Annotated in this window: 24 protein-coding genes; 10 read left to right on the forward strand and 14 right to left on the reverse strand. The window is 66.2% G+C overall.

The window, feature by feature from the left end:
* Positions 1–478: 478 nt before the first annotated feature.
* Complete coding sequence (locus tag AC16HO_RS07635) at positions 479–928, reverse strand: hypothetical protein (RefSeq protein ID WP_395644289.1); 450 nt, start codon at positions 926–928, stop codon at positions 479–481.
* Between the two features lie 216 nt (positions 929–1144).
* Here AC16HO_RS07635 and AC16HO_RS07640 point away from each other — a divergent pair, with 216 nt between their 5' ends.
* Positions 1145–2677: a GH39 family glycosyl hydrolase gene (locus AC16HO_RS07640; RefSeq protein WP_395644290.1), complete on the forward strand. Its 1533-nt coding sequence runs from the start codon at positions 1145–1147 to the stop codon at positions 2675–2677.
* A gap of 39 nt (positions 2678–2716) precedes the next feature.
* On the opposite strand, the gene AC16HO_RS07645 is transcribed toward AC16HO_RS07640, so the two are convergent.
* Genes AC16HO_RS07645 through AC16HO_RS07660 form a run of 4 tightly spaced genes read right to left on the reverse strand, consistent with a single transcriptional unit; the run spans position 2717 to position 4904 of the window.
* Positions 2717–3310: a GNAT family N-acetyltransferase gene (locus tag AC16HO_RS07645; protein WP_395644291.1), complete on the reverse strand. Its 594-nt coding sequence runs from the start codon at positions 3308–3310 to the stop codon at positions 2717–2719.
* Between the two features lie 56 nt (positions 3311–3366).
* The gene (locus tag AC16HO_RS07650) at positions 3367–3816 is read right to left on the reverse strand and encodes a GNAT family N-acetyltransferase (RefSeq protein WP_395644292.1); all 450 of its coding nucleotides are present in this window, start codon (positions 3814–3816) and stop codon (positions 3367–3369) included.
* On the reverse strand, positions 3813–4451 hold the full coding sequence (locus AC16HO_RS07655; protein WP_395644293.1) for an FMN-binding negative transcriptional regulator: 639 nt from the start codon (positions 4449–4451) through the stop codon (positions 3813–3815). Before AC16HO_RS07655 ends, AC16HO_RS07650 begins: the two co-directional genes overlap by 4 nt.
* 6 nt (positions 4452–4457) lie before the next feature.
* Entirely contained in the window at positions 4458–4904 is a 447-nt protein-coding gene (locus AC16HO_RS07660) for a carboxymuconolactone decarboxylase family protein (protein WP_395644294.1), read from the reverse strand.
* Positions 4905–5002: 98 nt separating this feature from the next.
* On the opposite strand from AC16HO_RS07660, the gene pdxR reads away from it, so the two are divergent.
* The 4 genes from pdxR to AC16HO_RS07680 all read left to right on the forward strand — a co-directional run bounded on the left by pdxR (position 5003) and on the right by AC16HO_RS07680 (position 7719).
* Complete coding sequence (pdxR, locus tag AC16HO_RS07665) at positions 5003–6451, forward strand: MocR-like pyridoxine biosynthesis transcription factor PdxR (RefSeq protein WP_395644295.1); 1449 nt, start codon at positions 5003–5005, stop codon at positions 6449–6451.
* Between the two features lie 111 nt (positions 6452–6562).
* Positions 6563–7120 carry a putative Fe-S cluster assembly protein SufT gene (gene sufT / locus AC16HO_RS07670; protein WP_395644296.1) on the forward strand — a complete coding sequence of 186 codons (558 nt, stop codon included), beginning with the start codon at positions 6563–6565 and terminating at the stop codon, positions 7118–7120.
* Between the two features lie 129 nt (positions 7121–7249).
* Positions 7250–7453, forward strand: a complete 204-nt coding sequence (locus tag AC16HO_RS07675) for a hypothetical protein (protein ID WP_395644297.1) — start codon at positions 7250–7252, stop codon at positions 7451–7453.
* A gap of 104 nt (positions 7454–7557) precedes the next feature.
* Positions 7558–7719, forward strand: coding sequence for a hypothetical protein (locus tag AC16HO_RS07680; protein ID WP_395644298.1), 162 nt, complete (start codon positions 7558–7560; stop codon positions 7717–7719).
* 74 nt (positions 7720–7793) lie between these two features.
* Here AC16HO_RS07680 and AC16HO_RS07685 read toward each other — a convergent pair whose 3' ends face one another.
* On the reverse strand, positions 7794–8285 hold the full coding sequence (locus AC16HO_RS07685; protein WP_395644299.1) for an asparaginase domain-containing protein: 492 nt from the start codon (positions 8283–8285) through the stop codon (positions 7794–7796).
* 96 nt (positions 8286–8381) lie between these two features.
* On the opposite strand from AC16HO_RS07685, the gene AC16HO_RS07690 reads away from it, so the two are divergent.
* Positions 8382–9392 carry a glycosylasparaginase gene (locus tag AC16HO_RS07690; protein ID WP_395644300.1) on the forward strand — a complete coding sequence of 337 codons (1011 nt, stop codon included), beginning with the start codon at positions 8382–8384 and terminating at the stop codon, positions 9390–9392.
* Between the two features lie 69 nt (positions 9393–9461).
* Here the strand turns inward: AC16HO_RS07690 and AC16HO_RS07695 are convergent, their stop codons facing one another.
* From AC16HO_RS07695 to wrbA, 3 genes are read right to left on the reverse strand one after another with little or no spacing between them, the layout of a single operon-like run.
* Positions 9462–11087, reverse strand: a complete 1626-nt coding sequence (locus tag AC16HO_RS07695; RefSeq protein ID WP_395644301.1) for an acyl-CoA dehydrogenase family protein — start codon at positions 11085–11087, stop codon at positions 9462–9464.
* Between the two features lie 9 nt (positions 11088–11096).
* Entirely contained in the window at positions 11097–11438 is a 342-nt protein-coding gene (locus tag AC16HO_RS07700; RefSeq protein ID WP_395644302.1) for a DUF2069 domain-containing protein, read from the reverse strand.
* Positions 11435–12028: an NAD(P)H:quinone oxidoreductase gene (gene wrbA / locus AC16HO_RS07705; protein WP_395644303.1), complete on the reverse strand. Its 594-nt coding sequence runs from the start codon at positions 12026–12028 to the stop codon at positions 11435–11437. The genes AC16HO_RS07700 and wrbA overlap by 4 nt, the downstream gene beginning before the upstream one ends.
* Before the next feature lie 182 nt (positions 12029–12210).
* Here wrbA and AC16HO_RS07710 point away from each other — a divergent pair, with 182 nt between their 5' ends.
* Together AC16HO_RS07710 and AC16HO_RS07715 are read left to right on the forward strand one after the other, a co-directional pair.
* Entirely contained in the window at positions 12211–13464 is a 1254-nt protein-coding gene (locus AC16HO_RS07710) for a YihY family inner membrane protein (RefSeq protein ID WP_395644304.1), read from the forward strand.
* 10 nt (positions 13465–13474) lie between these two features.
* On the forward strand, positions 13475–13942 hold the full coding sequence (locus AC16HO_RS07715; protein ID WP_395644305.1) for a TlpA family protein disulfide reductase: 468 nt from the start codon (positions 13475–13477) through the stop codon (positions 13940–13942).
* Here AC16HO_RS07715 and AC16HO_RS07720 read toward each other — a convergent pair.
* Together AC16HO_RS07720 and ompR are read right to left on the reverse strand one after the other, a co-directional pair.
* The gene (locus AC16HO_RS07720; protein WP_395644306.1) at positions 13932–15248 is read right to left on the reverse strand and encodes an ATP-binding protein; all 1317 of its coding nucleotides are present in this window, start codon (positions 15246–15248) and stop codon (positions 13932–13934) included. The two genes, AC16HO_RS07715 and AC16HO_RS07720, sit on opposite strands and share 11 nt — an antisense overlap.
* Positions 15245–15967, reverse strand: a complete 723-nt coding sequence (gene ompR, locus AC16HO_RS07725; RefSeq protein ID WP_395644307.1) for an osmolarity response regulator transcription factor OmpR — start codon at positions 15965–15967, stop codon at positions 15245–15247. The genes AC16HO_RS07720 and ompR overlap by 4 nt, the downstream gene beginning before the upstream one ends.
* A gap of 345 nt (positions 15968–16312) precedes the next feature.
* On the opposite strand from ompR, the gene AC16HO_RS07730 reads away from it, so the two are divergent.
* Both AC16HO_RS07730 and AC16HO_RS07735 read left to right on the forward strand, forming a co-directional pair.
* Positions 16313–17152, forward strand: a complete 840-nt coding sequence (locus AC16HO_RS07730; RefSeq protein ID WP_395644308.1) for an alpha/beta hydrolase — start codon at positions 16313–16315, stop codon at positions 17150–17152.
* A gap of 34 nt (positions 17153–17186) precedes the next feature.
* Positions 17187–19517, forward strand: a complete 2331-nt coding sequence (locus AC16HO_RS07735) for an Ig-like domain-containing protein (RefSeq protein WP_395644309.1) — start codon at positions 17187–17189, stop codon at positions 19515–19517.
* A 192-nt stretch (positions 19518–19709) separates the two neighbouring features.
* Here the strand turns inward: AC16HO_RS07735 and AC16HO_RS07740 are convergent, their stop codons facing one another.
* The 3 genes from AC16HO_RS07740 to AC16HO_RS07750 form a co-directional block, all read right to left on the reverse strand.
* On the reverse strand, positions 19710–21977 hold the full coding sequence (locus AC16HO_RS07740; RefSeq protein WP_395644310.1) for a TonB-dependent receptor: 2268 nt from the start codon (positions 21975–21977) through the stop codon (positions 19710–19712).
* A 302-nt stretch (positions 21978–22279) separates the two neighbouring features.
* Entirely contained in the window at positions 22280–23047 is a 768-nt protein-coding gene (ppk2, locus tag AC16HO_RS07745) for a polyphosphate kinase 2 (protein WP_395644311.1), read from the reverse strand.
* A gap of 12 nt (positions 23048–23059) precedes the next feature.
* The gene (locus AC16HO_RS07750; protein ID WP_395644312.1) at positions 23060–23737 is read right to left on the reverse strand and encodes an MgtC/SapB family protein; all 678 of its coding nucleotides are present in this window, start codon (positions 23735–23737) and stop codon (positions 23060–23062) included.
* Between the last annotated feature and the right edge of the window lie 7 nt (positions 23738–23744).

The raw sequence follows: 23744 nt of genomic DNA on the forward strand, positions 1-23744 counted from the left end.
CGAGTCGAGTCATGAAGATCGGAGAACTCACATCATTTGGCCACAATGTCGCAGATTCGCTGGCAAGCGGAATTTGCTTCATGGTCGGCATATATTCGGTGGATACCCATGGCGAGGCAGCCGCTTCGTTAGAAGGACATATCGTCGTAGATTTCAAAGCAGGCTCAACATCTGGTAGCCCAGTCTCTGCGAATTTAGGAAACGCTATTCGGTGCTACGCGGAGTTGCTTCCCGAGCTCGCCAACCGGCACGGTTTAGACTCATCAGAGATCAAAATCCTCTCGGCCAGGTTCGGTACCGACCCCGTCGCTGGCCCTCATTTTTCCGTCACCGTTGAGGCTTCAGATGGGAGGCGGTCCATTGATCAGTACACAGGCGTTCCGGGCAGGCGTTTTAGTAGGCCGCGTAGGAACACACATTCCGCCTGACAATTCCGGCCGAATGCCTTCGCTACGCGCTTAGTGTTGATGTGCCCAAGCTAAGCGCGCAAGCTAACGGCCGAGGTGACCGCGCCTGTCAGTATCGCTAGCACCAACGCGACCCAATCCGACGCGCGCAAATTCGCCCAGGCGATATCGAAGGTCAGGCCGAAGCCGGCCTTGAACAACGCTTCGCGCAGCGACAGCCCCATCGAGTCAGCGATGCGCACGGCGCCGAACAGGTATTGCGCGTAGGCGAAGGCGATCAGCACCGCGAGCAGCGTGCAGACGATCGCCACGCTTCCGCGATAGCCCTGCCAGCGCGCGGACGCGGCGAGCACGATCGCGATCGGCACGATCCAGAATTGCGCGAACCACGGCAGCCAAAGCGAGAGAAAACACCAGGCGACGCCTCCGGCCATGCCGCCGAGCAGGGCGGAGACGAGGATCGCGATGGCGCCGGGCGCGGCGCGGTTCGATGCATTTGAAACGGAAGGATTCGCTGACATCGGATGATCTGTGTTGGGTTCGCCGCAATTATCCAGCGAATCGCACCAGCGCGTCGCGCCCGCGGAAACGGGATTCGGTCGCATGGAAAGAGCATCGCTATGACGCCAATGTAAACGTTTTCATCACATTGTTTAGCTGCTACGCTACGACCATCGCGACTGTCGGACGGCAGGCCGGCGAACGAGTACGCAATCAGAACAAGTCGGGGAGTAGCCATGAAGAATTCCACGGGTGCATCGAAACTCATGCTTGGCCTGTTGTCGCTCGCGCTCGCCGCAGCGTCGCCAGCATTGTTTGCGCAGATGGTCGAAATCGACGCCGCGGCGAAGGCGCGCGCGTTCCCGCATTTCTGGGAGCAGAGCTTCGGCTCGGGCCGCGCGATCCTCGCGCTGCGCGATTCGTATCGCCAGGACATCCGTACGGTGAAGGCGGCGACCGATTTCAAGTACGTGCGCTTCCACAACATCTTCCACGACGAAGTCGGCATCTACGACGAGGACGCGCAGGGCAAGGCCGTCTACAACTGGACCTACGTCGACCAGATCTACGACGGCCTGCTCGCCGACGGCGTGAAGCCGTTCATCGAGTTGTCGTTCATGCCGAAGAAGCTCGCCTCCGCCGAGTTCTGGCATCCGTTCTGGTATCACCCGAACATCTCCGAGCCGAAGGACTATGCGAAGTGGGACGCGCTGATCCAGGCGTTCGCGAAGCACCTGATCGAGCGCTACGGCATCGACGAAGTCGCGAGCTGGTACTTCGAGGTGTGGAACGAGCCGAACATCGGCTTCTGGGCCGGGTTCCCGCCGCAGAGAACCTATTGGACTCTGTACGACCACACCGCGCTCGCGCTCAAGGGCGTGGACAAACGTCTGCGCGTCGGTGGACCGTCGACCGCGCAGGCGGCGTGGGTCGCCGAGTTCATCAAGCATTGCAAGGATAAAAATATACCTTTTGATTTCGCCTCGACCCACGTTTATGGCAACGACACCGCCGACAACGTATTCGGCACGAACGAGGCCATTCCGCGCGACAAGATGGTCTGCCGTGCGGTGAAGAAGGTGCACGAGGAAATCAAGAAATCGTCTGCGCCGAACACGCCGCTGATCTGGAGCGAGTTCAACGCCGCCTACGACAACACCCCGCAGGTGACCGACTCGACCTACATGGGGCCGTGGATGGCCTCGACCATCGCGCAGTGCGACGGCCTCGTCGACATCATGTCGTACTGGTCGTTCTCCGACGTGTTCGAGGAGCAGGGTGTGGTCAAGACGCCGTTTTACGGCGGCTTCGGCCTGATCGCCGCGGACAACCTGCCCAAGCCCGCGTACAACGCGTTCAAACTGCTGCACAGACTCGGCGACCAGCGCATCGCAGTGCCATCCGACTCGGTGCTGGCGACGCGCACGAAGGACGGTGCGCTCGTGCTGGCGGCGTGGAACTACGCGCCGAGTGGCCTTGACCAAGCCGCCGACAAGGCCGACAAGGCGAAGACCGCACCGGTCACCCTGACCTTCAAATTCAGGAACTCGAAGGCGACGACCGCGCAGATTTCGCGCGTCGACCGCGAGCACGGCGACCTGCGCCCGGCCTACGAGAAGATGGGCTCACCGCGCTATCCGACCATCGCGCAGCAGAAGGAATTGCGCAAGGTGGCCGAATTGCCCGCTGCCGAATCGGTCGCGATCAAGGACGGCACGCTGACGATCACGCTGCCGCCGCAGGGCCTGGCGTTGATCGAGGTGAAGTGATGTTCGCCTGCCTTCTCCCATCAGGGGAGGCAGGCAAAGCTATCGCGGCCGCGCCATCTGCCATTCGAGGTGCGCCTTCACCGTCGGCCATTCGGCGGCGACAATGCTGTAGACGCAGGTATCGCGCAGCGCGCCGTTGGTGTAGTGCTGATGACTGCGCAGGATGCCGTCGAGCCTGGCACCGAGGCGCTCGATCGCGCGCCGGCTCTGGAAATTGACCGAGCCGGTGCGGAATTCGACCGCGATGCAGTCGAGATCCTCGAACGCGTGGCGCAGCATCAGGTATTTGCACTCGGTGTTGATGCCGGTGCGCTGCGCGCTCCGCGCATACCAGGTGCTGCCGATCTCGACGCGACGGTTCTCCGCATCGACGTTCATGTAGCTGGTCGCGCCGACGACTTTGTTCTTCGTCTTGTCGACGATGACGAACGGCAGCAAGCTGCCACGCTCGCGCAGGCCGAGGCGGCGCTGGATGTCCGCCTGCATGCCTTCGGGGGAGGGCACCTTGGTGTACCAGAGATTCCACAGTTCGCCGTCGCGGACGACGTCGACGAGCGCGTCGTGGTGCGCGAGGGCCAGTGGCGCGACGTCGACATGCTCGCCTTGCAGCGCGATCGTAGGGGGCCAGATCATGGTGGCTCGTCCTTTTTCAAGTGAGGGCGGATTCGCGCGTGGCATGTGCAGCCTGGTCACAGCGGCAGATGGTATTCGAGGAATCCGGTTTCGCGCTTCCAGCCAAGCGATTCGTAAAGATGCTGCGCGGCGACGTTGTCGGTCGCGGTGCTCAGCGACATCGACGCGGCGCCGTTCGCGCGCGCGAAGTCGGCCGCCGCGGTCAGCAATCGCGCGCCGATGCCGTGCTTGCGCGCCGTCGGCACGACGAACAGGTCGTTGAGCAGGTAGCTGCGCGCGCAGCGCACGGAACTGAAAACCGGATAGAGCTGGGTGAAACCGAGCGCCGCGCCGTCGCCGTCCAACGCAAGCAAGATTACCGACTCGTGATGGGCGAAGCGCTCGCGCAAAAATACGCGCGCGCGATCGAGGTCGTGCGCTTGTGCGTAGAACTGCCGGTAGGCGTCGAACAGCGGCGTGACCACGTCGAGATCATGGATGGTGGCCTGGCGGAGGGTGAATGTCATTGCGGCTCCCGCTCGCGCACGACCTGTGCCATGGCTGCGGCGGCGCAGGTGCCGCGTTTGCGCAGCCCTTCGATCACCCCTTCGCGATTCGCGGCTGGATGGTTCTGGCTGGCTTTCCACTTTCCTTCCAGCCGCGTGATTTGCAGTTCGATGCCGACGATGCCGCGCAGCAGTGTTTCGATGTAGTCGGGCGGAGCGTCGGCGATCTTCCACGGCACGGCCTCGCCCGCCTCGTGCTCGGTGACGAGTTCCTCCAGGTGCGCACGCAGCCATTGCGCGTCGTCGATCGCGCGCAACCTGCCGTGGGCATGGACCGTCACGTAGTTCCACGTCGGCACGGCCTTGCCGTCCGCGCGTTTTCCCGGATACCAGCCCGGTGTGATGTAGGCGTCGGGGCCGCGGAAGATCGCGAGTGCCGGAATGCCCGCGCCGCAGGCACGCCACAACGGATTCGCGCGCGCCACGTGGCCGCGCAGCGTGCCTGCCGCGCTGGCGGTCGCGTCCAGGTACAGCGGGATGTGGTTGGCATCGAGTCCGTCGTCGCGGGCGATGACCACGGCGGCGAGCGGATGCGCACGCATCAGCGCGTGCAGCGGGGCGGGTGCGTTTTCGGCGAAGGCGGGGGGAATGAACATGGTCGGTCAGGCGTGTTGCGCAGGCGCCAGGCGGAAGCCGACGCCGAAGCGGTTGAAGGCATTGATCAGCGCGATCGCCAGGGTGAGGTCGGCCAGCGCCTTGTCGTCGAACTGCGCGCGTACTTCGCCGTAGACGTCGTCCGGTGCGTGCGATTGGGCCAGCAGCGTCAACGCTTCGGCCCAGGCAAGCGCCGCGCGCTCGCGTGCATCGAACAGCGATGTTTCCCGCCAGACGCACAGGCAGTCGAGGCGTTGCTGCGCTTCGCCCGCGGCGCGTGCTTCGCTCACGTGCTTGTCGACGCAATAGGCGCAACCGTTGATCTGCGAGACGCGGATTTCCAGAAGCAGGCGCAGCTTGCGGTCGAGTCCGCAGGCATCGAGATAGCGGCGTGTTTCGTCGAGCCCACGGAATGCGGCGGGCGCCGCTATGCGATGGTTCAATCTCGGCTGCATGCGACTCTCCTCGCGCGAAGCGGTTGTCCGAAGTCAAATTTGCGCTAAACTATTGGTTCCATAAAGGTCCGGTATAGAAAATATTTTCGGAGCCAATAGTGTATCTGGAACTGGACGGACAAGGCCCGCGCTACGCGCAACTCACGCGCGGGTTGAAGCAAGCCATTCTCGGCGGCCGCGTCGCCGCGCACTCGCGCCTGCCCGCGACGCGCGTGCTCGCGCGCGACCTCGACCTGTCGCGCAACACGGTGTTGGCGGCGTACGAGCAGTTGGCGGCCGAGGGCTTCATCGAAGGCCGCGTCGGCTCGGGCTGCTATGTCGCCGCGATCGGCGCGGTGCAGGTGCCGCAGCCGGTGAAGTCGCCTGCGCGCAGCGGCGCGACGCGCGCGCCGTTGTCGCGGCGCGGCGAACGCATCCGCGAACTGTGGGATCAGCGCATTCCCGGGCGCGAGCACATCGGGCTGCGCTACAACCTGCAGTACGGCATGCCGATGACCAATCCGCAGCTCGCCAGCGCCTGGCGGCGCGAGCTTGCGCACGCGGCCGCGCACGGTCAGGCCGACTACCCCGATCCGCAGGGCCTGTTTGCGCTGCGCGAGCAGATCTGCGACTACCTTGCGCGTCGTCGCGGCATCCTCGCTGCGCCCGAGGATGTACTCGTGGTCAGCGGCGCGCAGCAGGCGTTCACGCTTGCCGCCGAGGTGTTGCTCGACGAGGGCGACGGCGTCGTGCTCGAAGACCCGCACTACCAGGGCGAGCGCCAGATCATGCAGGCCAGCGGCGCCGAGATCATCGGCTGTCGCGTCGACGAGAACGGCATCGTCTGCGCCGAACTGCCGATGCAGGGGCGCGCCAAGCTCGCCCTCGTCACGCCCTCGCACCAGTTCCCCAGCGGCGCGGTGATGAGTCTGGCGCGGCGCATGGAACTGCTGGCCTGGGCGGCGCGGACCGGCTGCTGGATCATTGAGGACGACTACGACGGCGAGTTTCGCTACGACGCGCGCCCGCTCGCCGCGCTGAAGTCGCTGGACCGCGACGGCCGCGTGCTGTATTTCGGCACGTTCTCGAAGGTGCTGTTTCCCTCGCTGCGCCTCGGCTACATCGTGCTGCCGCCGAACCTGCGCGAGGCCTTCATTGGCGCGAAATGGCTGACCGACCGCGGTTGCCCGGCAATCGAGCAGGCCGCGCTCGCGCGGTTGATGGCGGATGGCGCGTTCGAGCGGCATCTGCGTGCCGCAGCGAAATCGCTCAAGGCGCGGCGCGCGACCCTGCTCGCCGCGCTGCGCCGGTACGCGGGCGACGCGGTGGAGGTCGCCGACTCGAGCGCGGGCATGCACGTGCTCGCCTGGCTCACGCGGCTGAAGCCGGCGCAGGCGCGTCAGCTCGTTGCGCGCGCGCGCGAGCGCGGGCTCGGGCTGTACCTGATCGCACCATACTTCCTGAAATCCGCATCGCGACCCGGCCTGCTGCTTGGCTACGCCGACCTGCCCGCGGCCGACCTGCAGGCGGCGATGCGCATACTCGGCGAATGCCTGCGCGATTCGTGAGACGCAGTCCGGCGAAGACGCCGCTTGCATTCGCGGCGAGCGCACACAAATCGGATGCGCAACCAGCGAACCTGCGATAATTCCCTGCTCCATATTTTTCACACCGACTCCATGGGCGGCTACAGCCAAACTTCCGAACCGATCGTTTTCGCACGCGACTGCAGTGCCGTCATGGTGCCGCAGGGCCAGGTCGTGGACCTGCCGGCGGGGCAGAACGGCTACATCACCCAGGCCTTGGGCGGCAGCTTCACCGTGTTCGTCGACGGCAATCTGTTCCGCATCGATGGCAAGGACGCCGACGCCATCGGCAAGCCGCCGCCCGAGCCGATCGAGCTTGCTGCCGATGCGAGCGAGGACGAGGTCGAGAAGCTGGTCTGGCAGCAACTGCGCACCTGCTTCGATCCGGAGATTCCGGTCAACATCGTGGATCTGGGCCTCGTCTACGAATGCAACGTCGGCAAGGTCGAAAACGGTGCGCGCAAGGTCGAGGTCAGGATGACCCTGACCGCGCCGGGCTGCGGCATGGGCGACATTCTCGTCGACGACGTGCGCAGCAAGATCGAGGCGATACCGACCATCGCCGAAGCCGATGTCGAGCTCACCTTCGATCCGCCGTGGAACCACTCGATGATGTCGGACGTGGCCAAGCTCGAAACCGGCATGATGTAGCCGGGTTGCGTCGCCCGGGCGGCCTGCGATCGCCCCGGGCGCCACGGCGCGGTGCCGACGCAGAAACCAAGTCGATGATGGATGGTTGGGACAACGAGTTCTATCATCGCGGCCGGCGGCGACATCGGCGTGAGCGCGCCCGGTAGCGATCTGGTGCTCAGCAACCAGCCGTACAACATGGACCCGGCAAGCAGCTGCGGCGTCGGTGTCGTCAATGGCGGCGCGAACCGCAAGCTCGACGGTTACACCCTGAACACGAGTGCGACGAGCTCGGCGATCAAGGCGGTGACGGTGTCGACTCCAGCGGCGGCGACCTGTCGGCAAGCAGCCTGACGGCGACGAGGGATAGCTGGACCTCGACCTATGCGCTCGTGGTGCCGTCGGGCAAGACCGGAAAGATAAGCATCTCCGGCGGTACGGGCGATGCGGAGCTGTAGGTGAAGCTCGGCTCGGCACCGACCATTTCGAGCCCTACCTGCCGTCCGCATCTGACCGGCAACAACGAATCCTGCACGGTCACCACGGCGGACACTTGCTACATCCGTTTGCGCGCAGATGCGACCTTCTTCGGCGTGACCTTGACCGGCACGACGCAGTAAGCAACCGCCGCAGAAAGTTCAAGGGCGGCGCAATGCCGCCCTTCTTTTTCCGGAGCGCGCGATCGGCGCAGGCGTCATTCCGCCGCCTCGAACCGGTTCGCGTCGCGGTTCTTGCGCACGCGCAGCGGGTCCCAGATGCGCCCGTTCATCGCGATGTAGACGCCATCGGACAGGGTTTGCAGCGCGCCGACCGCGCAGCCGATGTTGAACACCGCATCCGAGCCCTGGAAGCGCGCCGGGTTGAGCGCGCCGGTCAGCACGATTACCTTGCCGGGAACGGACTGCAGCACGCGCGCGGTTTCGACCATGGTGTCGGTGCCGTGGGTGACGAGGATGTGCCGGTGCGGCTGCGCCTCGATCGTGCGCCGGACCAACTCGCGGTCTTCCCCGGTGACGTGCAGCGAATCCTTGCGCAACAGCGCGATCACTTCGAACTCGAAGGCAACGCCGAGCTGCTTGAGGATCTCGCCGATCGCCGGGGCGCCGATCTGGAACGTGGACTTGTCGTCGAAGTAGACCTTGTCGATCGTGCCGCCGGTGGTGACGATGGTCAGGTGCTGGAGCATGGCGCGTTCCGCGGAGTCGGCATGGCCGCAAAGTCTATCAGGCGTGGCAGCGCTTTCGGCTACACTTTGTCCCTGCCAGATACGAGGAACCCTGCAATGACCGATCGCCGTGGTTTTCTCATCGGCGCGCTCGCCGCCACGACTGCGGCGCTGCCGCACGCGGCGCGCGCCGCGGACGCCGGCAAGGCGGGCAAGCTGCGCCCGCGCGTGGTTTCGACCTGGGACTTCGGCGTCGCCGCGAACCGGGCTGCATGGCAGATCCTGGGCAAAGGCGGCAGCGTGCTCGACGCGGTCGAGGCCGGCGCGCGCGTGCCCGAAGCCGACCCGAAAAATCACACCGTCGGCCGTGCCGGGTACCCGGACCGCGACGGCCGGCTCACCCTCGATGCGAGCATCATGGATGGCAACGGCGACTGTGGCGCGGTCGCCGCGATCGAACACATCGCGCATCCGATTTCGGTCGCGCGGCGCGTGATGGAGAAGACACCGCACGTGCTTCTGGTCGGCGACGGCGCGTTGCAGTTCGCGCTCCAGCAAGGCTTTCCGAAAGAGGACCTGCTCACGCCGGAATCGGAGCAGGCCTGGCGCGAATGGTTGAAGAAAGGCGAATACAAGCCGCGGGCGAACAGCGAGAACAAAACCTACGGCGAAGGCAAGCCCGGCGATGCCAACAACCACGATACGCTCGGCCTGCTCGCGGTCGATGCGCAGGGCCGCCTCGCCGGCGCCTGCACGACCAGCGGCATGGCGTGGAAGCTGCACGGCCGTGCCGGCGACAGCCCGATCATCGGTGCCGGTCTGTATGTCGACAACGAAGTCGGCGCCGCCACCTCGACCGGCGTCGGCGAGGAAGTGATCCGCACCGCCGGCAGTTTTCTCGTCGTCGAACTGATGCGTCAGGGTCATTCGCCGCAGGAGGCCTGCCGCTATGCCGTGCAGCGCATCATGCGCCGGCGCATGAAGGTAGCGAAGGATCTGCAGGTCGGCTTCCTCGCGTTGAGCCGCAGCGGGGAAGTCGGTGCGTATGCGATCCAGAAAGGCTTCAGCTACGCCGTCTGCGACGCGGGCAAGCAGGATGCGCTGCGACAGTCCTCGAGCGCGCTGTAGCGCCACGACCGGCGGCGGTTGCGCGCGCCGAATCCGGCCCCCGATCCTTGCTGGCGGGAATGCCGGGCGCTACGGACTGCCACGCTGGGCGAGCTGTTGCGCAAAGTGCCGCGCCGCAGCAAGCGGGGTGGCGTCGCTTTCGCTGCGCAGGGCCCAATCCGCATGCCGTACCTGCAGGCCCGAGGCGATGCCTTCGGCGAAGGCAACCGCGAGTTCGCGCGCGTGAGCCTCCAGTGCGTCGCTGTCATTCCCCAACGACGCGAGTTGCGCTGCCGCGCGCGCGACGCACGCACGCGCGATCGACGCGCAGTCGGAAGCGTCCGACGATTCGATCTGCAGCAGCCACTCGGCTTGTGCGTCGAGCAGCGTCTGCGCACCGCCCGCGCCGCGCAGCGCGCGCAGGAAGTCGAGCGCGAGCACGTTCGTGGTGCCCTCCCAGATCGGGAACACCTGCGCGTCGCGCAGCAGTTTCGGCATGCCGGTGTCTTCGAGATAGCCGGCGCCGCCGAGGCATTCGCAGCATTCCGAGGTGATCGCCACGGCGAGTTTCCCGGTCCAGAGTTTCGCCAGCGGCGTGAGCAGGCGCAGACGGTTGCGTTGCGCCTCGCTTGCCGCGCCGGTTTCGACGAGACCGAGCAATTCGGCGACATGGAAGCTCAAATGGAATGCTGCTTCGAACTGCGCGCGCAGGTTCGCCAGCGTCGCGCGATGCAGCGGCTGCTGCGCGAGCGGTTTGCCGAACGCGCCGCGGCGCTGCGCGTAGTCTTCGGCCAGGGCCAGCGCGCGGCGCATCGTCGCGGTCGCACACACCGCGTTCCAGGTGCGGGTGACGTTGAGCATCGGCGCGATCGTGCGCACTCCGTGGTCGGTGCCGGCGACGAGGCGGGCGGGTGTGCCGTCGAGATGGATTTCCGCGGTCGGCAACTCGCGCGTGCCGAGCTTGTGCTTGAGCCGGTCGACGCGGATGTTGCGCCAGCGACCCTGCGCATCGCGCGGTTCGAGATAGAACAGGGCAAGACCGTCGGTGCCGTCCGCTGCGCCTTCGGGGCGCGCGAGCGCGAGCGCCATCTGCGCGTTGATCGCCGAGGTGAACCACTTGCGCCCGTACAGCCGCCATTCGCCGTCGACCAGGCGCGCCGTGGTCTCGGTGGCGGACACGTCCGAACCGCCGGCGTTCTCGGTCATCCACTGGCCGCTGATCCAGTGCTGCGCCGGATCGCGGCTGAGCAGGCGCGGCAACGCATGCGCGGCGAGTCCGGCGTTGCCCGAGGCCTTGATCGCGGTCGCCGCACCGTCGCTCATCGCCAGCGGGCAGGAGTGGAACTCGCTGGCGCAATGGTACAAGTATACAAGTGCAAATTGATGCACGCGCGCGGCGGCGCCGTGCGTCGCTTCGTGGCCTGAGGCGACGAGGCCGTGGCGTGCGGCCAGCGGCGCGGCCACGCGCCACGCGCGCGTGAGTTCGAGGCGATCGATGCGCCCGCCCCAGGCATCCCACTGGGTGAGCCTCGGTTCTTCGTCGACGTGCGCGAGCGCCGCGGTCCAGGCTTCGGCGGCGAATCGCCCGAGCGCGTCGAGATCGGGTTCGATCGCGGCCAGCGTCTGCTTGCGCAAGGCGCGACGCAGGTACGAACGCAGCAGCGCATCGTCGCGATATTGGTTGCCCAGCTGCGGGAAGGCTTGCACGAAGGACATGTCGACCTCCTACGAGGCGCGCTTGTTGGCACGCACCTCCCAACCCAGCGCGAACACGACGAGCAGGGCGAGTGCGGTTTCGGCAAGCGCCGGCCAGCGCGGCGCCGCGCCGCTCCATAGCTCGGCGACGCCGTGCGAGAAATAGAACAGACAGACCATGCCGCCGATCAGCGCGCCGCGGCGCAACGACTTCGCGGCAATCCACAGACTGAGCAGCAACGGCGTGATGGCGAGCACGAGGGTCGGCACGAGCAGATCGGGTTTCGGCGGTGCCAGCCAAGCGTGCCAGAGCGGCTGCAACGCCAGCAGCGCGGCGAGTGCGACGACGGCAAAGCGCAGTGCGGGGCTCATGCGGCGAGCTTCGCGGTGATCGCTGCGACCCGGCGGCCGAGCGCGCGCGCGAGAATTTTCGCATCCTCGCCGATGGCGCGCTCACCACCGGTGCCGGCGACGTGACTGGCGCCGTAGGGCGTGCCGCCGGCGCGCGTGGCGTTGAGCGCAGCCTCGGTGAACGGCAGGCCGACGATGAGCGCGCCGTGGTGCAGCAGCGGCAGCAGCATCGTGAGCAGGGTCGCCTCCTGACCGCCGTGCGTCGTCCCGGTCGAGGTGAACGCCGCAGCCGGCTTGCCGGCGAGCGCGCCGGAGGCCCATTCCGCACCGGTGGAATCGAGAAAATGCTTGAGCGGCGCGGCCATGTTGCCGAAGCGGGTCGGGCTGCCGAGGATGATCCCGGCGCATTCGCGCAGATCGACGGGCGTGGCGTACGGCGCGCCTTCGTCGGGCACCGGTGGCGCCGCGGTTGCGGTGACCGGCGCCACCGGCGGCACGCTGCGCAGGCGCGCGCGCATGCCCGGTACTTCCTCGACGCCGCGCGCGATCAGGCGCGCCAGTTGCGCGACGTTTCCGGTGCGGCTGTAGTAGACGATCAGGATCTCGGACATGGGGCCGTGGGCGGTGAACGGTGAGTGGAAAGTATAAGCTCGCCGTCGTTGCGCGATGGCAGGTGCACAACAAAGAAAAACATCGCTGGCCGCTTTCGCGGGACGGACATCACTATGTAAGCTGTCACCGCTCACCGCTCACCGCTCACCGCTCACCGCTCACCGCTCACCGCTTACGCACCATGAATTTCGACCGCAACCGTTATCTCAGCTTCGGCCGCTTCATGCTCAAGCGCTTCCTCGACGACCGCTGCCCGCAGGCAGCGGGTGCGCTGGCCTACACCACATTGTTCGCGCTGGTACCGCTGATCACCGCCGTGCTCGGCATCCTCAGCGCGTTCCCTGCGTTCGCGGAGTGGCAGGACAGGATCACCCAGTACCTGTTCGACAATTTCGTGCCCTCGGCCGGCGATACCATCCATGCCTATTTCACCGAGTTCACCGCGAATGCCGGCAAGGCCACCGCGATCGGCATCCTCGTGCTGCTGTTCAGCGTGATCTCGTTGATGATGAGCATCGAGGATGCGTTCAACCGCATCTGGCGCGTGCCGACTGGACGGCCGCTGACCTCGCGCCTGTTGATGTATTGGGCGGTGCTCACTGCCGGGCCGATCCTGATGGTCGGGGCACTGGCCATTTCGTCCTATGTGTTTGCCTTGCCGATGCTGGCGCAGGCCGGCGAGTCGTTTCAGGTCAAGGCGCGCCTGCTCGGGCTGCTGCCGTCGCTGATCCAGTGGTTCGCGCTGACCGCGATCTACGGACTCGTACCGAATTGCCGCGTGCGCATTCGCCACGCAGCGATCGGCGCGCTGATCGCCGCGGTCGCATTCGAGCTGGTCAAGCGCGGCTTCGTGCTCTACGTCGGCAAGAGCTACAACCAGGTCTACGGCGCACTCGCGATCCTGCCGATGTTCATCGTCTGGATCTACCTGAGCTGGATCATCGTGCTCGTCGGCGCTTCGATCGCGGCAACGCTGGCCGCGTTCGACTATCGTCCGGACGCGCCGAAGCTCGCCGCCGGCGACGAACTGCGCGGCCTCGTGCGCGTGCTCGCGCATTTCGCCCAGGCGCAACGGCTGGGCGAGGGCCTGAACGTCGATGCCTTGCGCCAGCGCGAACCGTTCCTCAGCGATGCCTCGACCCAGCGCTACCTCGGCGACCTGACCAAGGCAGGCCTGATCCGGCGCAGCGAGGCGGGTGATTTCGTCCTCGCGCGCGACCTGGCGACAGTCAGTCTGTACGAATTGTATGCCGCGAGCGGCTATCGCATCCCGTTGCACGAACCGCTGCCGGTTGCCGGAGACGTCGCGCTGGATGCGCTCGCGACCGGCAAACTCGGCGCGGCGGCCGACGAGCTGCGCGCGACGCTGGATACACCGCTCGCCGAAATTTTTCCCGCCGGCACGCGGTCGAATGTTCGGCGAACCACGACCTAGAAGGATCCGCATGAAACGTTTTTCCGCCCTTTTCGTTGCCGGCCTGCTGATGGCCGGCGTCGCCTGCGCAGCGACCGCGCCGAAACCCGCGCTCAAGGTGACCACGCTCGACGGCAAGGCCTTCGACCTGTCCGCGCAGAGTGGCAAGTGGGTCATCGTCAATTTCTGGGCGACCTGGTGCTCGCCGTGCATCAAGGAACTGCCCGACATCTCGGCCTACGTCGACGCGCACAAGGACAAGGTCGCCGCGATCGGCCTCGCCTATGAAGACAGCGACAAGGCCGACATCGAGAAATTCCTCAAGGCGCATCCGCTGAGCTATCCGGTCGCGCAGGTCGACGTGATGGACCCGCCCAAGGATTTCGACACACCCAAGGGTCTGCCCAACACCTACCTGATCGCGCCCGATGGGCATGTCGCCAAGGCGTTTCTCGGGCCGATCCAGATGAAGGATCTCGACGCGATCATCAAACCCTGAGGCCGGTTTCGCGCACTGCCCGAAATTCCGGGTCTGCGGCGAGGGTGAATTCGGCCGCGAACCCGCCATCCGCAGCGTTGGCGAGCGAGAGTGCACCGCCGTGCAACTGCGCGGCGCGCGCCACGATCGACAGGCCGAGCCCGCTGCCCCGGCTGTTGCGCGCCGAGTCGCCGCGCAGGAACGGTTGTCCCAGGCGCGGCAGCAGATCGGCGGCGACGCCGCCACCGTGATCGGCGATGCGGATGCGCACCATGCCGTCATCGCGCCACAGCGTCACCGTGAACGGCCCGGCGCCGTGGCGCTCGGCATTGTCCATCAGGTTGCCGAGCGCGCGGCGCAGCAGGGTCGGCCGAACCTTGGCGTGCAGGGTTGGCGGCGCGCTGAGCTGCCAGTCGTCCGGGCTGGTGCGCTGCCCGAGCAACTGGCCGGCGATGGTGGTCAGATCGACTTCGCGCGGCACTTCGTCGCGGCCGTCGCGGACGAAGGCGAGGCATTGTTCCAGCGTTTCGTCGAGCTGTTCGAGGTCCGCGATCATTGCCTCGCGCCGCTGCGCGTCGGCGCCGTCGCCGAGTTCGAGTGCCAGGCGCAGGCGCGCGAGCGGCGTGCGCAAGTCGTGGGAAACGCCGGCGAGCATCAGTTCGCGCTCGCGCGCGGCGTGACGCAGGCGCTCGCCGGCGTTGCCGATCGCCGCAGCCAGGCTGCGCACCTCGCATGAACTGCCGCGCAGCAGATCCGGCTGCGCTGCGCCGTCGAGCAGGGTGCCGGCGTTGTGCTCGAGCCGTTCCAGCGGACGCGTCAACAGGCGCGCGGCGACGGCCGCAACCAGTATCGCGATCAAGCCGGCGACTGCGGCAATGAGCATGGTTTCGCCGAACAGCGGACGGCGACGCGCTGCGCTTTGCAGGACGATCCAGCGCTGCGGGTCGTGCCGGCTGCGGATCCAGATCTCCGCCACGCCCGTTTGGGCAACGACGACGCGCGAGGGGTCGTCGATCAGATTGCCGATCGAGTCGCCGGTCCGGGCCAGCGCGTTGGCGATGCGCATGGTCGATGCGGGCGGCGGGCCGGCCTCGAAGCGCAGGCCCAGGCGTTGCATGCGGGCGAGGGTGGTGGCGGCATCGGCATCGTTGCGCGCAGCGAGATCGTCGGCGGCGAGCGCCGTCGACAGGGCGAGCCGGCTGAACGTGCCGCTCATGAAGCGCGCGCCGGTACCCAGCGACAGCGCGGCGGCGATGCCGAGGGCGAGCGCCACTGCCAGTGCGATCAGTCCGAGCACGAGCGCGAACGTGGTCGGGCCGCGTCTCACCGCGCACCCTCCTTCGCTCCCGGCACGAATACGTAGCCTTCGCCCCAGACCGTCTGCAGCCAGCGCGGCGCGCGCGGATCGTCTTCGATCAGGCGGCGCAAGCGCGACACCATCACATCGATGCTGCGATCGAAAGCCTCGTGCTCGCGGCCACGCGCCAGGGCGATGAGTTTCTCCCGGCTGAGCGTCTGGAACGGGTTGGCGACCAGGGCGGCGAGGACCGCGAATTCGCCGCTGGTCAGCTTGAGCGGCGTCTCGCCGTCGCATAGCTGGCGGGTGGCCGGATCGAACTCGAAACGACCGAAGCGGACGATGCTTTCGCCGCTCTGCGGCGCGCCGGCCGGCAGCGAAGGTTGGCGGCGCAGGACGGCGCGAATGTGCGCGACCAGCTCGCGTGGGTTGCACGGTTTGCCCAGATAGTCGTCGGCGCCGATTTCCAGGCCGACGATGCGGTCGATCTCGTCGCCTTTCGCGGTGAGCATGATGATCGGCGTGTGCGTGCCCTCGCCGCGCAGCGTGCGGCACAGTGCGAGCCCGTCGGCGTCCGGCAGCATCAGATCGAGCACGATCAGGTCGACGTGGTGCTCGGCGAGCGCGCGCCGCATCGCCGCCGCATTGGCGGCTCCGCGCGTGCGGAACCCCTGTTGTGCCAGGTAGCGCTCGAGCAGATCACGCAGGCGCAGATCGTCGTCGACGACGAGAATGTTCGCACTCTCCATGCCCCGACTATGTCGCCGTTCGCGGCGCGCGGCAAGCCATGGATGCCGGCAAATGTAATCAGTTGTTTCCGCCGCAGGCTGCAGAAATATCCATTCACGCCTGCCGGACAATCGCAAACGCGCAAGCGCGTTGTTCCGGCGAGGATGCGCCTGAGGCGTTCCCGCCAGTATCACCATCATCAACAGGAGTTCGCCAACATGTTTGCCCGAAATTCTGCAGCAACTGCCAACGGGCCGTCGGCCGGTGCAACACGGCGGGGCATGATCGCCGGGTGCTTGCTGCTGCTGTTGGCATGCAGCGGAGCGACGCTCGCGGCAACGCGAAACGATGCGATCGATGATGGCGTGAATCTTTCGCCGAGCGCGGCGCGCGCGATCCGGCCCGGCGATTTGCCGGCCGGGATCCGTGTGCTGCGCGACATCGCCTACGGGCCGGATCCGCTACAGCGTTTCGATGTCTACGCCCCGGCCGGCGCGAACAATGCGCCGGTGATCCTGATGGTTCATGGCGGCGGCTGGATGCGCGGCGACAAGGCGATGCGGGCCGTCGTCGAGAACAAGGTCAAGCGCTGGGTGCCGCGCGGGTTCATCCTCGTCAGCGTCGATTACCGTCTCGTCCCCGCGGTCGATCCGCTCGAGGAAGCACAGGATGTCGCCCGCGTCCTCGCCAAGGCACAGCATGACGCGGCCACCTGGGGAGGCGATGCGCACAAGTTCATCCTGATGGGACATTCGGCCGGGGCGCATCTCGTCGCCCTGCTCGATGCTTCGCCTGCCCGACTTCGCGACGCCGGCGCGGTGGCGCCGCTGGGCAGCGTGCTGCTCGACAGTGCGGCCCTGGATGTGCCGAGGATCATGGACGCGCCCCATCTGTCCTTGTACGACCGCGCGTTCGGCCGCGATGCAGCTTTGTGGCAGGCCGCTTCGCCACTGGCCCAGTTGCGCCAGAAGACACCCCCGATCCTGGCCGTGTGTTCCTCACGCCGCCACATCTCCTGTACGCAGGCGCAGCATTTCATCGCCAAGGCCGTCTCGTTCGGCAGCCGCGCCCGCATGCTCGCGGAAAACCGCACGCACGGCGAGATCAATGCGCAACTCGGTGTGCCGGGCGCCTACACCGATGCCGTCGAGGAATTCCTGGGTTCGCTCGATCCTGCCGTTGCCGCCCGTCTGCGCGCGCGCTGAGGCGGCGTTGTCCACACCACCGGAGAAAATCATCATGCATCATCCAAGTTGTCGCCCGTGGCTGCGCACCCGGCTCGTTGCTCCCGCCTGGCAGGCGATTGCGCTGGCGGTCGCCGGCCTGCTCGGTTTTTCCTCGGTCCGCGCCAGCGTCGCTCCCGGTGCGGTCGATGCGGCGGCCAACGCCGCGGCGACGGCGCCGGCGTGCAAGGCGATCAGCGACGGCACGATCGGCAATGACGGGTTCTACTGGGAAATCGACGATGCAAACGGAATCGTCACCGACAGCAACGGGAAACCGGCGGCTGGCAGCATCAATCCGCCCGGTGCGAGTTCGGCGAAATATACGCGCGACACCTTGATGCCGGTCGCTTCGGCGTCGAAGTGGCTCGAAGGCGCATATGTCGCCGAAGTGGCCGCCGTGCAGAACGGCAATACCTGGTCCATGCCGGTCGCGGTCGTGCCGTTTCTCAATTTCACCAGCGGCTACGCCAATCAGGTCGATGGCTGCAACGCGCAGAAAACCGGCAAAAGCGATCCTACCGTGCAGGATTGCCTCAACCAGCCCGGCCAGATCGCAGGGACGACCAACGGCTATCGTGTCCAGGCGTACATCGGCGGCTTCGCCTACAATTCGGGCCACCTCGAAGTGCTGCATGGCGGCGCCGACCCGTCGATCGCCACCGTGATCGGCGGCGCCAACGATGACGACAAGATGCTGGCCGACGAAAAAAGGAATGCGTTCGCCAAGCGTGGCGTGACCATGAACCTGCAGTACTTCTCGCCGATTCTCGCTGGCGGCGTGGCGACGACGGCCGGCGACTATGCCGCGTTCCTGCGCGGGCTGATCAATACCTCGAATCCGTTGATCATGGGCCGTCTGCTCGCGCCGACGGCAAGCGATCCGTATGCGGTGTGCACCAATCCTGCCGACCCGGCCTGCCCGAGCGCGAAGAAGTCGCCGCTGCAGGGCAAGGAGAGCTACCACTATTCGTTGGCGCACTGGATCGAGGATGATCCGCAGAACGGCGACGGCGCCTACAGCAGCGCGGGCGCGTACGGCTTCTACCCGTGGGTCGATGCATCGAAGACCTATGCAGGCGTCCTCGCGCGCGCCGATACCAACCACACCGCGAACGACTTTCAACCAGGCTATCGCTCGCAGCAGTGCGGCATGGCCATTCGCCAGGCGTTTTTGAACGGAGTCAGCCAACCCCGGCCAAGCCAGACCACGCTCACTTCCTCGTTCAATCCGATGCTGTCCAATCAGGCGACGACACTGATCGCAACGGTTGCCGGCACCGCGCCGACCGGCACGGTGACGTTCAGCCTCGGCGGCACCGCGCTTTGTACCGCGGCGGCGCTGAACACGGTCGGCACTCAGGTTGAGGCAGTCTGTGTCGCCGAACCGCAGGTGAGCGGCGCGATCGTCGCGCAATACAGCGGCGATGCGAGCAACGCGCCATCGACGTCGGCGCCGCTGAATCAGAGCATCGTGCCGGTCGCAGCGTTCAACCCCGACCAGTTCGGGCTGACCGGCACCTGGTACAACCCGGCCACCTCGGGGCAGGGAATCCTGTTGCAGGTGCTTCCCGACCACAATGCTGCGGGCAGCGGATTGCTGTTTGCCGGTTTCTATACCTTCACCAGCGACGGCGACGGCGCACGCGTCTGGTACACCCTGCAAGGCGACGTGACGAACACCGGTGCCGCCGCGCAGCTCGGCTTGTACACGGCGACGGCAGCCGGAAATTTCGCCGCAGGGCCCACCATCGGCGCGCGCCAAGTGGGCAACGCGAGCCTGCGTTTCGGCGACTGCGCACACATGACATTGAGCTATACGCTCAGCGACGGCAGCGGACTCAGCGGCACGATTCCGCTGACTCGGCTGACCACGAACACATCGTGTTCGCCTGCGGGCGACCTGGGTGAGTCCGATCCGCGCGCCCTGCTTTCCGGCGCCTGGTATGTTCCGGCGACGAGCGGGCAAGGCCTCGTGTTGGACGTGAGTCCGAGCGACAACGTCCTGGTGGGCGGATGGTATACGTATTCCGCCGCGGCGAGCGCGGATCAGAACCGGCAGACGTGGTATGTCCTGCAGAGCCACGGCCTGCTGCCGGGTGTGACCACGATCGAAAACGTGCCGATCTACACCGCAGGCGGCGGCGTCTTCGACCAGCCTACGCCGGTGGTGTCGAGCCAGGTCGGCACGGCCAACGTGCGCTTCGCCGCGGATTGCCGTTCGATCACCCTCGACTATGCGTTCAGCAGCGGCGACAACAGCGGCCAGCGGGGCTCGATGGTCCTGAGTTCGCTCGGCCTGAACGCACCCTGCTCGTTGCCGGCATCGGCGACGACGGGGCAATAGGCCGAACCCAGGGACGCGAAATGCCGACACTTGCGGCAACCGGTGTCGGCCGGCGTTGCCGGCCGAATCGACGGCCGGTCTGCCGCGCTTCGCGTTCGGCGACGGCTCGGCGCACGAGGTTGCCGCGCCGGCACGGCAGCGCCGCTGCGCAGCGCGGCGCGCAATTCGGCAGCGGCGGGCAGCGTGCTGCGATCAAAGTTCGCCGCGGAACTGCACGCCCCAGATGCGCGGTTCGTTGACGTAGCCGGTCAGGTTGTTGAAATCGATGCCGCCGGTGATCGCCTTCTTGTCGAGGATATTGCGGCCGTAGAACGCGACCTCGCGCTTGTTGTCGTGCCAGGCGTAGCCGACGCGCAGGCCGCCCTCGACCCAGGCCTTGCCGGTGAACTCGACCGAACGATACAGGAAGTAGTCGACCTTGCTGCGGTAAGCCCAGTCGGTATACGCGAACAGTTCGCCGTCCTTGAACGGGATCGCGTAGCGCGCAGTGACGTTGCCGATCCACTTCGGCGCCTGCGGCAGCGGGTTGCCGTTGATCGAGGCGAGCGTGACGCCACCCTCGACGATCTCCGGACTGAGCACCGTGCACGCTGCGCACGGCGTGATGTAGAGGTTCGGATCCTTGATCTTGGTGTAGTTGTAGCTGCCGCCGGCGGTGACCATCAGGTTGTCGGTGACGTAGGCGCGCGCGTCCAGCTCGAAACCGCGGCCTTCGGTCTTCTTCGCATTGACGAGACGGGCGAAGTTGGTCGTGCCGCCGACTGCGGTGAGCTGTTGGTTCTTGATCTCGTAAGCGTAGACGTCGGCGCTGATCGTGGCGCGATGATCGAACAGGTCGGACTTGATGCCGGCTTCGCCCGAGGTGATCGTTTCCGCCTTCGCCACCGACGGCGTGTCGCCGAACAGGAGACGACCCTGGATGCTCGGTGCGCGGTAGCCGGTGGCGGCGCGCGCGTACAGCGTCGTGTTCTTGTCGAGGCTGTAGGTGGCCGACAGATCGCCGGTCGTGCGCGACGTGGACGGATCGAGGAACAGCGGGCCCAGCGCACCGGCACCGATCGGCGAGGTGTAGCGCGTCGCGGTCCAGTTCTTCTGGTCGTGGGAAACGCGCAGGCCACCCTTGATCTTGAGTGCGTCGTTGACCTGGTAGCCGAGCGAGCCGAACAGCGCTCCGCTGGTGTCCTTCTGCTTTTGCTGCGCGTAACCGTCGAGCGCGCCGTGGCTGAAGATGGTTTCGTAGTCGAAACTGTCGACCGTGATGTTCTCGTTGAAGTAGTAGGCGCCGACGATCCAGTCCAGCGGCGAGGTGTTCTTCGAGGACAGGCGTAATTCCTGGGTGAGCTGGCGATGGAACGGCAGGCCGTCGGCCGATTCGGACGCGAACGGGATGAAGCCGGGGCCCATCACGCCGCCCGGCGCGTAAGAGGCGCCGTAGCCGCCGTCGATGTCGCCGTGGCTCAGCGTCTTGACACGGTCGAAGCTGGTGATCGAGGCCAGCTGCATGGTCTCGAAATCCCAGGTCAGATGCAGGCTGGCGCCGCTCGAGGTCACGTTCTGGAAGTTCGCGCCGTCGATCGAAATCCGGTCGCGTTTCCAGCCTGGAACGAAATCGTTGCTGCCCGGTTGGATGATGTTGGCGCGGAACAGGATCGCCGAGCCGTTGATGTTCATGCCGTGCACGTTGAGCAACGCGCTGAACGTGTCGGAGGGCTTGTACTCGAACTGCAGGCGCAGTGCCTGGGTGTTGTAGCCGCCGAGTTCGTTGCTCTTGCCGGGCGCCACGTTCTTCACCCAGTCGTCGCGGTGCTGGTCGAGGAAGGAGACGCGGAACGCCCAGTCCTGGTTGATGCCGGCACCGAACGCGGTCTCGACGTTGGTCGTGCCGTAGCGGCCGTAGCTGACGTCGACGTAACCGTCCGGCTCCTGGGTCGGCTTCTTCGAATCGAGCTTGACCACGCCGGCCGGCGTGTTGCGGCCGAACAGCGTGCCCTGCGGACCGCGCAGCACTTCGACCTGGTCGATGTCGAAGACCGGGAAGCCCTTGAGGATCGGGTTCTCGAGCACGACGTCGTCGTAGACGAACGACACCGGCTGCGAGGCGTTCAGATCGAAGTCGGTGTTGCCGAGGCCGCGGATGTAGAAGCGCGGGAATGTGCGCCCGAACGAGGACTCGATCAAGAGGCTCGGCACGCGCGCGGACAGGAAGCGCACGTCGTCGCCGCCGGACTTCAGGATGTCGAGCTTCTCGGTATCGATCGCGGTGATTGACTCGGGCACCTTCTGGATGTTCTCGCTGCGCTTTTCCGCGGTGACGGTGATGTCGCCGAGCTGCTTCGGTGCGCTGGTCTCTTCGGCTGCGGCGGCAAAGGCGGTATTGCCGGCCAGAACGCAGGCGATGGCGAGGCTCAGGGTATAGCGGCGCGGCGCGCGCGTGGCGCGGGCGGAATGGTGCGATGACATGTCGGCTCTCCGGTCGGAATGGGCGGTTTCATGGCGCGGAATCCCGTTCCTGCCCCGGGCATCGCGCTCCGATCGTTGCGTCGGAGCTTGTCGATATGAACGCGGCCGTCCGGATGCGACGGCTGCGTGTTGCCAGCGGGATTCCCGTGGCCGCTTTTTACCGAAGATGTAAGGAAATTGCAAAGATTCGTGCGCAATTTCCATCGGGATTCACGACGGTTTCATGACGGTCGCGGTGCTCTCGGCGTTTGCCTGCGCAGGCCTGCCGCGGACGCCTAGCCGCGTACCGGGCGACGGGGCGTTCAGTAAACGTCCTTCACCCACAGCGATGTGTCCGCCAGTTCCTCGACGCCGGGGTCGCCCTTGAGCCTGGGCAGCTTGAGCGGCTTCACCGCGATCTTGCGGTCGGGCAGACGGTCGAGCAGGTCGCGGATCAGATTGAGGCGGCCGCGCGGCTGGTCGTTGAAATCGACCACGTGCCACGGCGCGTAATCGGTGTTCGTCGCCGCGATCATTGCGTCGCGCGCCTCGCCGTACTCGCGGTACCGGTTGCGCGCGGCGATGTCGACCGGCGAGATCTTGAAGCGTTTGAGCGGGTTTTCCGCGCGTTCGGCGAAGCGCTGTTCCTGCTCGGCCTGATCGACCGCGAGCCAATACTTGTACAGCAGTATCCCGTCATCGACGAGGCCTTTTTCGAACACCGGGCACGAGGCGAGGAAGCGTTTGTACTCCGCGTCGGTGCAGAATCCCATGACCTTCTCGACGCCCGCGCGGTTGTACCAGCTGCGGTCGAACAGCACGATTTCACCGGCGGCGGGCAGATGCTCGACGTAGCGCTGGTAATACCACTGCGTGCGCTCGCGCTCGTCCGGTTTCGACAGCGCGACGATGCGGTAGTGGCGCGTGTCCAAGTACTCGGTGATCGCCTTGATCGTGCCGCCTTTGCCGGCCGCGTCGCGCCCCTCGAGGACCACGACCACGCGCTTGCCGGTGTGGATCAGCCAGCGCTGCAAACCGACGAGCTCGATCGCAAGCTTCTTGAAATGATGGGTGTATTTGTTTTTTTTCACGCAGCATTTCTCTCAGTTTTGTGGAAGACGGATCGCGCGCACGCCTTCGACGCCGCGCAGTTCCTCCGCCGCTTCGTGCAGTTGGGCCGGATTGGCGGGCAGCACGATCAGGGTGAAGTGTTCCTCGCTGCGGTCTTCGCCCTGTTCGATTTCGACGTGCTGCAGCGACAGCCGTGCCCGCGCCAGAATCTGCATGATCGCGCCGATGCCGAGACTGCCTTGCGAAACCGTCAATTCCAGCCGCAGCGGCCGCTTCCGCTGTAGCAGGCGCGTCTCGATCGGTTTGAGCCCGGCGAGAATGACGAGGATGATCGTGGTTGCGCTGACCGCCGCGGCGTACATGCCGCCGCCGGTGGCGAGACCGATCGCGGCGACGCTCCACACGCTCGCCGCCGTGGTCAGGCCATGCACCGCCTCGCGACGGAAGATGATGATGCCTGCGCCGAGAAAACCGATGCCGCTGACGACCTGCGCGGCGATGCGCGAGGGATCGAGCACCACATGTTGATCGATGAGGACGTCGGCGAAGCCGAATGCCGAGACGATCATCAACAGGCAAGAAGCGACGCACACGACCATGTGCGTGCGCAGACCGGCGGTCCAGGCGCGGCGTTCGCGTTCGACGCCGATGAGACTGCCCAGAACCGCAGCGATGAGCAGGCGGAGGATGATTTCCCGGGGGCTGAGCATGGCGTGC

Source organism: Rudaea sp. (assembly GCF_057139185.1).